Source organism: Acidiphilium sp., assembly GCF_049977125.1.
Classification (GTDB): domain Bacteria; phylum Pseudomonadota; class Alphaproteobacteria; order Acetobacterales; family Acetobacteraceae; genus Acidiphilium.
Genome location: NZ_JBMFGY010000083.1, coordinates 1 through 11,049 on the forward strand (window position 1 = coordinate 1; position 11,049 = coordinate 11,049).

The following is an 11,049-nucleotide window of genomic DNA, read 5'->3' on the forward strand; positions in this document are numbered from 1 at the left end:
CTCGGTCCCGGCAATCATTATTTCATCCCCAACCCCAAGAGCTTCAAAAATCGCTAATGTGCGGCACCGGCTTTCGCACGTCCTAATCGTTACGTTGTCAAAACAATAAGGGAGCAGGGCCTACCGACACCCGCCAAAAACCCAATCTCCGCCTCACCCTTCGGCAGGGGCGAGGTGGCGTTCGATCTCGACGATCGACAGATGGGCCAGATCCTTCGGAATTTCCGCCTCGATCGCGGCGCGGGCCGTCCCGCTCAGCCTCTCGCGCAGAATACCGAGCGGCTTCGGCGGCGCGACCAGAACGATATGCGCCGCCGCGCCGTCGCTCACCAGCCCGTCCAGCCGTTGCGCCAGCCGCGCCAGAAAAGCGGTTTCCGCGACATCGTGATAATCGGCCGCCGCCACCGCGCTGCGCGCCATGCCAACCGATTGATAGACCCGGCCGGGCCGATCGGCGCCAAGCTCATGCGTCGCCGGTTCCAGTTCGACCATGGCATCGATCACCGAAAGGCTGAGCTGTGTCGGATCGCCATCATTACGCAGGATCAGCGCCTTGCCGCCGTCACAGACGACAACCACGCCATCGTTCGGAATCAGGGGGTGTTTCATGATACGTCCTTCGATTGTTGCGGCATCTCATGCCGTCCAGACCGAGGCTATCACCCCGCCCAGGGCGGCGGCTTGATCCAGGTCAAGCCACAAGCGCGACGCGATGAAATTACCGTGGCGAGCCCACCCCCCATTGACGCGACTACGGCGGCTTCGTCAGGTATAGAGGTTGAAATCATCCGAGGCTGCTCTTGCCCTTGTCCGCCATTCGCGAATTGCCGCTCGACCAGTTGCTTCTCGGCGATGCCGCCGAGACGATGCGCATGCTGCCCGATGCCTCGATCGACTGCATTTTCGCCGACCCGCCCTATAATCTGCAACTTCGCGGCGAACTCCGCCGTCCGGACGACAGCCTGGTCGATGGCGTCGATGACGATTGGGACAAATTCACCGATTTCGCCGCCTATGACGCTTTCTCCCGCGCCTGGCTCACCGAAGCCCGCCGCCTGATGCACAAGGATGCCACGATCTGGGTGATCGGCTCGTATCACAACATCTTCCGCCTCGGCGCGATCATGCAGGATCTCGGCTTCTGGATCCTCAACGACGTCATCTGGCGCAAGACCAACCCGATGCCCAATTTTCGCGGCCGGCGCTTCACCAACGCGCACGAAACCATGATCTGGGCGGCACGTGAGCCGAAATCGCGCTACCGTTTCAATTACCAGGCGATGAAATCCCTCAACGACGATACCCAGATGCGCAGCGACTGGACCATTCCGCTCTGCACCGGCAATGAGCGCCTGCGCAATCAGCACGGCCTCAAACTCCACCCGACCCAGAAACCCGAAGCCCTGCTCCACCGCGTCATCCTCGCCGCCACCAATATCGACGACGTCATCCTCGACCCGTTCTCCGGCACCGCCACCACCGCCGCCGTCGCCAAACGCCTCAACCGCCATTTCATCGGCATCGAGCGCCACCCCGCCTATGTCGAGGCCGGCTGGGCGCGCCTGCGCGAACTCCGCGCCGCCCCCGCCCATGTCACCAGCTCCGCCACCAACCGGCGCGAAGCCCCGCGCATCGCCTTCGGCGTCCTGGTCGAACGCGGCCTGATCCCCCCCGGCACCATCCTGCACGACCGCCTCCGCCGCATCGCCGCCACCGTCACCGCCGATGCCACCATCATTGCCGGCCCCCATCGCGGCTCGATCCATCAGGTCGGTTCGCTGGTCCAGAACGCCGCAAGCTGCAACGGCTGGACCTTCTGGCACGTCGAGCGCGACGGCAGGCTTGTGGCGCTGGACCATGTGCGCGAAACCCTGCGGCCATGAACATCTCCTCAATGACCGGCTTCGCCCGCGCCGCCGGCCAGCACAATGCCATTCACTATGCCTGGGAGCTTCGCAGCGTGAACGGGCGCGGCTTCGACCTGAAGCTCCGCCTGCCGCCGGGGTTCGACGCGCTGGAGCCCGCCCTGCGCGAGGCCGCCGCCCGCCGCCTGAAACGCGGCACCATCTCGGTCGGCCTGACCTTGCGCCGTGACGCGCCGATGAGCTCTGCGGTCGATGAATCGGTGCTCGACCTCTACCTCGCCCGCGCGCTCGACCTCGCCCGCCGGATCCCCGGCATGCCGACCCCCCGCGCCGAGGCGTTGATGGCGCTGCCCGGCGTGATCCGCCCGACCGGCGGCGACGCTGGCGAACCCGAGGATGACGAGGTTCACCAGGCCGCCCTGGCCAGCCAGCTGGCCCTGAGCTTCGAGGCAGCCCTGGCCGATCTGGTCGCGGCACGGGACGGGGAGGGGGCACGCCTCGCCGTGGTGATCGATGAGCTGCTCGCCCGGATCGCAACCCTGACCACCACCGCCTGGCAGCGCGCCGATGCGCAAATCATTCTGCACCGCGCCCGGCTCGAGACCGCCCTCGCCACGCTGCTCGGCGAGAGCCGGCCGGTCGCACCGGAGCGTCTGGCCCAGGAGATCGCGCTGCTCGCCACCAAATCCGACGTGCGCGAGGAACTCGACCGGCTCGATGCGCATATCGCCGCCGCACGCGCCCTTCTGGGCGAGGCGGCACCGATCGGCCGCCGGTTCGATTTCCTGACCCAGGAGTTCAATCGCGAGGCCAATACATTATGCAGCAAATCCGCCTCGATCGATCTGACCGCCATCGGCCTCGAGCTGAAGGCCGCGATCGAACAATTGCGCGAGCAGGTCCAGAATATTGAATAATCCCGCCACGACCCGGCGCGGCCTGTGCCTCGTGCTCGCCGCCCCCTCCGGCGCCGGCAAAACCTCGCTGTCACGCGCCCTGCTCGATGGCGATGACGATCTGACCCTCTCGATCAGCGCCACCACCCGCACCGCCCGCGCCGGCGAGCGGGATGGCGAGCATTATTTCTTCAAAACCCCCGCCGAATTCGCCGCGATGATCGAGCAGGACGCATTCCTCGAACACGCCACCGTATTCGGCCGCTCCTACGGCACGCCACGCGCCCATATCGAGGAGAGGCTCGCGGCCGGCAAGGATGTTCTGTTCGACATCGACTGGCAAGGCTTCCGCCAGCTGCGTGCGGCCCTGCCGTCCGACGTCGTCGGCGTCTTCATCCGCACACCGAGCCTCGCCGATCTGCGCGCCCGGCTGATCGTGCGCGGCGACGATGCCGCCGCCATCGCCCGGCGGATGGCCGAAGCCGAGACCGAGCTCGCGCATCAGGGCGAGTTCGATTTCATCGTCGAGAACCATGATTTCGACATCGCCCTGGCCGATCTGCGCGCCATTCTGCGGGCTTCCCGGCTGATGACCCGCCGCGTCATCCCCACCGCCTTGCCCCACCCCGGCAGTTCGGCCTAAACAACGGGTAACAGCTTCGTCATCCGAGCGTGGCTGCCTCGGGAGGATCATGATGGCGGAACCGATACCCTCGCGCACCCCCCGCGCGTCAGCGTGGCGACTGCTTCTTCTGGTGCCGTTCGTCGGCACGCTGTGGGTGCCGTTCTACAACCATGCGCTGCCCGCGCTGTTCGGGTTTCCGTTTTTCTACTGGTATCAGCTTCTGGCCGTGCCGGTTTCGGCGCTGATCATCTTCATCGTCTATCGCGCCGAAACCTGAGGCCGCCCGCATGTCCATCGCCACGATCATCTTCGCCACCCTGGTCATCCTCGTGCTCGCGCTCGGCTTCGTGGCCGGGCGCTGGCGGCGCGGTGACATGACCCATCTGCACGAATGGGGCCTCGGCGGACGCCAGTTCGGCGTCGTCATCTCCTGGTTCCTGATCGGCGGCGACATCTATACCGCCTACACCTTCATCGCGGTGCCGGCGCTGATGTTCGGCGCCGGCGCCATCGCGTTCTTCGCGGTGCCGTACACGATCGTCGCCTACCCGATCCTGTATGTGATCTTCCCGAAACTCTGGCGCGTCTCCGCGCGGCACGGCTTCGTCACCGGCCCGGAATTCGTGCGCGGACGCTATGGCAACCGCTACCTCGCCCTCGCCGTCGGCCTCACCGGCATCATCGCAACGATGCCGTATATCGCGCTGCAACTGGTCGGCATGCAGACCGTGATCGGCGGCCTCGGCATCACCGGCGCGGGCTTCGGCGCGCATCTGCCCCTGATCATCGCCTTTCTCGTCCTCGCCGCCTTCACCTTCACCTCGGGATTGCGCGCCCCCGCCATGATCGCGATCGTCAAGGACCTGCTGATCTATCTGACCATCATCGTCGCGATCATCGTGATTCCGGCGCAACTCGGCGGCTTCGGCGCGATCTTCGCGAAAATCGCCCCGGCCAAGCTCCTGCTGCCCCACCCGCCCGCCGGCAGTTCGGGTCTCTATTCCGGCTACGCGACCCTGGCGCTCGGCTCGGCGATGGCGCTGTTCCTGTATCCGCACGCCACCACCGGCATTCTCTCCGCCTCCAGCAGCGAGACGGTCCGGCGCAACGCGGTGATCCTGCCGGCCTATTCGCTGATGCTCGGCCTGATCACCCTGCTGGGTGCCATGGCGGTGGCCGCGGGTGTCGCCGGCATGCCGCAATTCGCGGCCGGGTTCAAGGAATTCGGCACCAATTTCGCGGTCCCGGCGCTGCTGCTCCATACCCTGCCGCCCTGGTTCGTCGGCGTCGCCTTCGCCGCCATCGCCATCGGCGCCCTGGTGCCGGCGGCGATCATGTCGATCGCGGCGGCGAATATCTTCACCCGCGACATCTGGCGCCAGTTCATCCATCCGCGCATCTCGCCCGCTCAGGAATCGATGGTCGCGAAACTGTTCTCGATCGTGATGATCATCGGCGCCCTTCTGTTCATTTTCGCCCTGCCGCTGACCTACGCGATCCAGTTGCAGCTGCTCGGCGGCATGTGGATGATCCAGATTTTCCCCGCCATCGTGTTCAGCCTGTTCACCAGGTTCTACAATGGCTGGGCATTGCTGGCCGGCTGGGCCTGCGGCATCACCATGGCGACGCATTACGCGCTGCTCAATCACCTCGCCGGCGCGATCTTTCCGTTCCACCTCTTTGGCATGGTGTTTCCCTGCTACATCGCGATCGCGACATTCGTGGTCAATGTGGTGGTCGCAACCGTGCTGTCGCCGGTGTTTCACGCTTTCGCCTCCGACCGGATCCACGATGTGACGGTGGAGGCCGATTACGGCTGAACCCCGCACCCCCGCCGTTTCGCCATGAGTGAACTGGCCCCCCTGCGGGCAGGGCGACGCAGCGCTGCGTTCGGCTTCATCATGGCGACGATCCTGCTCGATATGCTGGCGATGGCGATCGTGCTGCCGGTGCTGCCCCGGCTGGTGCAGGGGCTGGTCCATGGCAACACGGTGCTGACCGCGCATGTCTTTGGCATTTTTGGCGCGGCCTGGGCGGCGATGCAGTTCATCACCGCCCCCATCCTCGGCGCATTGTCCGACCGCTATGGCCGCCGGCCGGTCATTCTTCTGTCCTGTCTGGGGCAGGCGATCGATTTCACCGTGATGGCGCTGGCGCCGACGGTGGGGTGGCTGTTCATCGGAAGGATTCTCTCCGGTGCGTCCTCGGCCAATATCGCCGCCGGCAACGCCTATATCGCCGATGTCACCCCGCCCCAGCGGCGCGCGGCGGCGTTCGGCATCTCCGGTGTGGCGGCGGCGCTCGGCTTCGTGCTCGGCCCGGCGCTGGGCGGAATCCTCGGCGGTATTTCGCTGCGCCTGCCGTTCTGGTTCGCCGCCGGACTGGCGCTCGCGAATTTTTTCTATGGCTGGTTTGCCCTGCCGGAATCCCTCTCGCGCCGGGCGCGCACCAGGCTGAGCTGGCGGGCGCTCAACCCGCTCTCAGCACTCGGGTTCTTGCGTCGCCCCTGCGTCGCCGCCCCGGCCACTGTCTATGCCCTCGGCACCCTCGCGCTTCAGGCGGTGCCCTCGGTGCTGGTGCTCTATGTGCAGGACCGGTTCGGCTGGCTGCCGCTGGAAATCGGCCTCACGCTGGCCGCCGCGGGGGTTGGTTTCGCCGTGGTCGGCGGCGCCTTGGTCGGGCCGGTGGTGCACCGGATTGGCGAGGTGCGAACCCTGGCGGTGGGGTTGTTGTTCGGCGCGATCGGCTTTGTCATTTTCGGCCTGGCGCCGCGGAGCTTGATCTTCTGGCTCGGCGTGCCGGTGTTTTCGATCTGGGGCCTGTCGATGCCGGCAGTGCAGGGCGTTCTGGCCCATCGGGTCGGTGGCGCGGAGCAGGGCCGGCTTCAGGGTTTGCTGGCCAGCCTGACCGGATTGACCGCGCTGATCGGCCCGTTGCTCTTCACCGGCATCTACGCCCGATGCCTTGGTCCCGGCGGCATCGCCTCGGTCTGGACCGCCGGGATTCCGCTGGTCGTCGCCGGCGGATTGCTCCTGGCATCGATCGGCCCGACGCTGCGCCTGAGCGCGACCCGGACCGTCGCCGTTGAACCGAAGCGGCTCGACTGAAACGGCTTGTTAAGCAATATCGGGAATACTCTCCATCGAATGGCCAGTAGATGGATCGAGATGATGATTTGATCAAAAAATTCGCAGGCGGGCAGGCCAGCGTGGCTATCGGAGTTGTGCCCTTCGTACTGGTCGCGATCCTGTTGCTGACAAGTTTCCGGGAGTCGACGGCGGAATTGCGCCACGCCACCGCAGCGCAATTTCGGACCCGCGCCACCACGTCGGCCCAGCAGGTCGCCTATACCGTCGCGGCCACCCTCGGCGAGCGGTTCGCCGATCTTGATTTCCTGCGCAAACTGATCCCGATCGAGGGTGATGGCGCCCTGCGGCTCACCCCGGCCCTGCGCGCCACCCTGCGCAGTTTCTCGAGCGGACACCGCCAGATCCTGGCCATCAACATCCTCTCGCCATCGGGTGATCGCCTGCTCTGGTCGAGCCGCGACCAGCTGCAACGGCCGATTACCGCGGGAGCCTGGTTCCATCCCCTGCCGGACAACGCCGATCAGTTGGTCGGGCAGGTGACGTACGCGCACCGGGTCGGGGCTTGGGTGCTCACCCTGCGCGAGCGGGTCCGCAGCGCGAACGGGATGACGATCGGCTATGTCGGCTCACCGGTCCTGCTCAACCGCCTGGGCTCGATCGGCACACCGTCAGATCTGACCGTGACGGTCACGAGCCTGACCGGCGGTCGGCCGATTTCGGTCTGGCAGCGCGGGCGCTGGGTCGCGCCGGATACCCGTATCGGGGCCGCGGCCGATTCGGTCGTCATCGCCATTCCCGGCTATCCCTGGATCGTGCGCGCCCAGTGGAGTGCCGCCGCCTTCGCGCGCGCGATGCGCGTTTCCCAGCCCTGGCGATTGCAGATCCTGCTGGGCGAACTCCTGCTCGATGCGATGTTCGCGGGCATGAGCGTGCTGGCCCTGCGCAACATGCGCCGTGTGCTCGCCGCCCAACACACCGCCGAGGCGCAGAGCGTCCAGGCGAGCCGATTCTATGCGGCGCTGGCGCAGACGGTGCAGGTCCTCAACCGACGATCGGACGAACCGATACAGGCGACCTTGCAGACGCTATGCGCCGATCTCTGCACCCGGCTCGACGCCATGACGGTCTATATCGGACACCTGCCGCCCGGGGCGCGATGGTTGAGCATCATCGCCCGGTCGGGACCGGCCGCGGCGCTGGCCGGCGAAGTGCCGATCTCGTCCGATCCGGCAGACCCCGAGGGCCGCGGTCCCGGCGGCATGGCGATGCGCACGGGACGCCCTCAGGCGGTGACGATCGATGATCCGCGTTTCGCGCCCTGGGCGCCGGCGGCGCGCCTTCTGGGCAGTGCTGGATGCATGGCCGCCGCCAGCCGCACCCGCGCGGATGAAACCGTAATGCTCGCGGCGCATTTCGCGCATCGCGACGATCTGCGACCGGAGGCGCTGGTGCTGTTCCAGCGCATCGTCGACGAAATCACCGTATGCCTCGACCGGCGGGCCGATGACGCCAAGATCGCCCGGCTGGAAACCTACCGCACCGCGCAGCGCAAAATCCAGCAAACCCTGCTCGCCACCGCCGATCAGGACAGCATCTGCCGTACTCTCGCTGAAAGCCTGGTCCAGGAAACCGGCGCGGCGGCGGTCTCGGTCTTTCTGCCCGAGGGTGATGTGTTGCGGCGCGTGGCTGCTCTCGGCCCGCTGGCACCCACGCTGGTCGCGACACCGCCGCCACCCCAGGCCGCACCGGACGATGGCAGTCCGGTCCGCCTGCCGACCAGGGTATGGCTCAGCCGGGAGCCCCGGATCATCCTGCATCCCGCCGGCGATCCGGGCATGCTGGAGCGTTGGCGTCAGCCCCCGTTATCCACCGTCGAACTGGTCGCGGCCTGGCCGATCCTGTTGCCTCAGACCGGCGCGATCCTTGGCGTGGTCAAAATCGTCTCGACCGATCCGCATGGACTCGATGCGGAATTGCAGGGGCTGATCACCAGCATCATGGACAGCGCGGCGCTGGCGCTGCATCAGGCCGCTGAGCGGTCGCGGATCGAGGTGATGGCCTATACCGACAGTCTGACCGGTCTGCTCAACCGGCGTGGCCTGCTGCACCAGCTCGAGCCTTGCCTCCTCCGGGCGCGCGAGACCGGTCGCCGGGCCATGATCTGCCTGATCGATCTCGACGATTTCAAACCGATCAATGATCGCTGGGGCCACGGGGTTGGCGACCAGGTATTGCAGCAGATTTCGGCGCGTCTGCATGCCACTCTGCGCGACACCGATCTGATCGCACGCCTCGGTGGGGATGAGTTCGTGATCGTCTGCGATCTGCCGGAAAATGAACCGGAACCGCGCGACGCGGCCGCCCGGAACGCGCCGGCGGCATCGGCAACCGTGTCTGAGTTCGCGGCGATGCCAGAATTCGCGGCGATGCCAGAATTCACGGCGATGCCAGAATTCGCAGAGATCATCGAACGCCTCGCCTCCGGAATCACCGCACCGCTCGACCTGGCGTCCGGCCAGCGCGCATCGGTCGATGCCAGTTTCGGTGTCACGATCTTTCCCGATGACAATGCCGAACCCGATCGGCTGCTCCGCCATATCGACGAGGCGCTCTATGCCGCCAAGGCCCGCAAGGGCGCGCGCAGCCAGCGCTGGGTGCTCTGGCAAGCGCAGCAGCACCGGCCCGACGAGGAACGTCCGACCGAGGCGGATTTCCTGTTCGACGATCCGTTCGGCAGCGAGGCCTCGCGTCTGCTCGAACGGGTCGCGCCGGCACTGGTCGCGGCGGTCGACGATTTCATGACAAGGTTCGCCGCATTGCAGGTCCAGCAGGTGTCATCCCACGCGATCATCGAGCGGTTCTCGCCCCGTGATCGTGATCATGCGCAGGCCAAACATCGCGCGCATCTGCAACAGATCATCGCCTCCACCATCACCGCCACCGAGCTGAGGGCGGCCGCCCGTTATGCCGGGCATATTCACGCGCTGCTCGGGCAGAGCACGTCGGATATCATCGACGCGATGCATTTCTATCTCGATACGCTGTTACGCAGCGTCCGGCATCTGCCGCTGCGCCGGGTCGAACGCACGCGGCTCGCTTCGCTTCTGGTGCATCGTGCCCGGATCGAACTCATCGAACTTCTGGAAGGGATGAACGCGCTCACCCGATCCTGGCATATGTTTCTGAGCAGCCATGGCTCGGCATGGCTCGAGCGGACCAATTGGCCCGATTTCGCGCGCCGCCTGACCCAGGACCTGCTCGAACTCGAAGGGGTCGCCGGTGTGGCGCTGTTCCGGCGCGACAGTCAGGACCGGTTGATCTACGAATATACCGGCGGCGCGTTCGAGCGCTATCTGGGCGAGATCGAGCGGCGGATGATTGCGCCGGTCTCGATGGATGGTGCCGCACCGACCGGCCAATCGCCCCATTCGCGCGCCTGGCGCACCGAGGCGATCGAGACCTGTGCCAGCTACGACAGCGACCCGCGAATGACGATCTGGCGCGATGCCGCTCACGCGGCGGGCATTCGCAGCAGTGCGGCGATTCCACTCAGGGACGCCCGCGGCCACGTGTTTGCCCTGCTCGCGATTTATGGCCGCCTTCCGGGCATGTTCGAATCCCCCGCCATGCGCATGTTTCTCGACGCTCTGGGCCGGCAGATCGGCCAGAATGCGCACCAGAACCATCAGCACCGCGATTGCGGCGCCGAAGCCGCGCCATTGTCGGCCGATTATCGTCACATGATCCGCCAGCGGCTGCACGGCGGACAATTACAGATGCTGTATCAGCCGGTCATCGATCTGCGCACCGGCGAACCTTACATGGTCGAGGCGCTGGCGCGTCTGCGCATGGCGGATGGCCGTCTTGCCACCCCCGGCGAATTCCTGCCCGCATTAGGCCAGGTGGAGCTGGTGCGCCTGTTCATCGACGGGCTTGAAGCCGCGATCAGCGACGTCAGGGCGTTGGAAGACCATGGACTCGAGATCGGCGTGGCGCTCAACCTGCCGCTATCGGTGATGGTCGAACCCGATTTCATGCAATGGGTCGAGGCGGCGCTCGCCCGCGGGGATCTGCCGGCCGATCGGCTCTACCTCGAATTGCTCGAATCCGATGACGTCGCTGATATCGAACGCCGTGACGCGGCGGTGACCGCCTTGGCGCAGCGCGGGATCAACCTCATGATGGACGATCTCGGATCGGGCTATAGCAGCCTGTTGCGGCTGCGCACCCTGCCGTTCAAGGGCGTCAAGATCGACCAGGCCCTGGTGCGTGATGCGCGCAACAAGCCTGATCTGGTGGTCGGGCTGATCGGATCGCTGGTCTATCTGGCACGCAGCCTCGGCCTGCGAATCGTGGTCGAGGGGTTGGAGACCGACGATCTGGTCGAGGCGGCCTCGCTGCTCGGCGCCCATGCCGGCCAGGGCTACGCGGTGGCGCGACCGATGCCGGCAGCGGAGCTGCCGCGCTGGTTCGAGCGTTTCCGCCTCACGATCAACCGGCGTGAACCGACCACCGAACTCGGCCAGCTCGCCAAGGCGTGGCAACGGACGGCCTCCAGCTTCGATCAGGACGAG

8 protein-coding genes are annotated in these 11,049 nt (G+C 66.2%); 7 read left to right on the plus strand and 1 reads right to left on the minus strand.

What is annotated here, in order from left to right; translation table 11 throughout:
* Positions 1-153: 153 nt before the first annotated feature.
* A complete protein-coding gene (locus tag ACP5E6_RS12330; RefSeq protein ID WP_427954537.1) occupies positions 154-609 on the minus strand; it encodes a host attachment protein in 456 nt (151 codons plus the stop codon).
* 257 nt (positions 610-866) lie between these two features.
* Here ACP5E6_RS12330 and ACP5E6_RS12335 point away from each other — a divergent pair, with 257 nt between their 5' ends.
* The 7 genes from ACP5E6_RS12335 to ACP5E6_RS12365 all read left to right on the plus strand — a co-directional run.
* Complete coding sequence (locus tag ACP5E6_RS12335) at positions 867-1,883, plus strand: site-specific DNA-methyltransferase (RefSeq protein WP_427954546.1); 1,017 nt, start codon at positions 867-869, stop codon at positions 1,881-1,883.
* The gene (locus ACP5E6_RS12340) at positions 1,880-2,782 is read left to right on the plus strand and encodes a YicC/YloC family endoribonuclease (RefSeq protein ID WP_427954538.1); all 903 of its coding nucleotides are present in this window, start codon (positions 1,880-1,882) and stop codon (positions 2,780-2,782) included. The genes ACP5E6_RS12335 and ACP5E6_RS12340 overlap by 4 nt, the downstream gene beginning before the upstream one ends.
* Positions 2,775-3,404, plus strand: a complete 630-nt coding sequence (gmk, locus tag ACP5E6_RS12345) for a guanylate kinase (protein WP_427954539.1) — start codon at positions 2,775-2,777, stop codon at positions 3,402-3,404. Before ACP5E6_RS12340 ends, gmk begins: the two co-directional genes overlap by 8 nt.
* 52 nt (positions 3,405-3,456) lie before the next feature.
* The gene (locus ACP5E6_RS12350; RefSeq protein ID WP_427954540.1) at positions 3,457-3,663 is read left to right on the plus strand and encodes a DUF3311 domain-containing protein; all 207 of its coding nucleotides are present in this window, start codon (positions 3,457-3,459) and stop codon (positions 3,661-3,663) included.
* Between the two features lie 10 nt (positions 3,664-3,673).
* Entirely contained in the window at positions 3,674-5,206 is a 1,533-nt protein-coding gene (gene mctP / locus ACP5E6_RS12355) for a monocarboxylate uptake permease MctP (RefSeq protein WP_427954541.1), read from the plus strand.
* Between the two features lie 24 nt (positions 5,207-5,230).
* The gene (locus ACP5E6_RS12360) at positions 5,231-6,493 is read left to right on the plus strand and encodes a TCR/Tet family MFS transporter (RefSeq protein ID WP_427954542.1); all 1,263 of its coding nucleotides are present in this window, start codon (positions 5,231-5,233) and stop codon (positions 6,491-6,493) included.
* Between the two features lie 101 nt (positions 6,494-6,594).
* On the plus strand, positions 6,595-11,049 hold a 4,455-nt coding region (locus ACP5E6_RS12365; RefSeq protein WP_427954543.1), incomplete at its 3' end, for an EAL domain-containing protein.

What these genes read in the sequence shown, in the direction of transcription:
- ACP5E6_RS12330 (WP_427954537.1), bottom strand. Translation starts at nt 609, where the DNA reads ATGAAACACCCCCTGATTCCGAACGATGGCGTGGTTGTCGTCTGTGAC.
- ACP5E6_RS12335 (WP_427954546.1), top strand. Translation starts at nt 867, where the DNA reads ATGCGCATGCTGCCCGATGCCTCGATCGACTGCATTTTCGCCGACCCG.
- ACP5E6_RS12340 (WP_427954538.1), top strand. Translation starts at nt 1,880, where the DNA reads ATGAACATCTCCTCAATGACCGGCTTCGCCCGCGCCGCCGGCCAGCAC.
- ACP5E6_RS12350 (WP_427954540.1), top strand. Translation starts at nt 3,457, where the DNA reads ATGGCGGAACCGATACCCTCGCGCACCCCCCGCGCGTCAGCGTGGCGA.
- mctP (WP_427954541.1), top strand. Translation starts at nt 3,674, where the DNA reads ATGTCCATCGCCACGATCATCTTCGCCACCCTGGTCATCCTCGTGCTC.
- ACP5E6_RS12360 (WP_427954542.1), top strand. Translation starts at nt 5,231, where the DNA reads ATGAGTGAACTGGCCCCCCTGCGGGCAGGGCGACGCAGCGCTGCGTTC.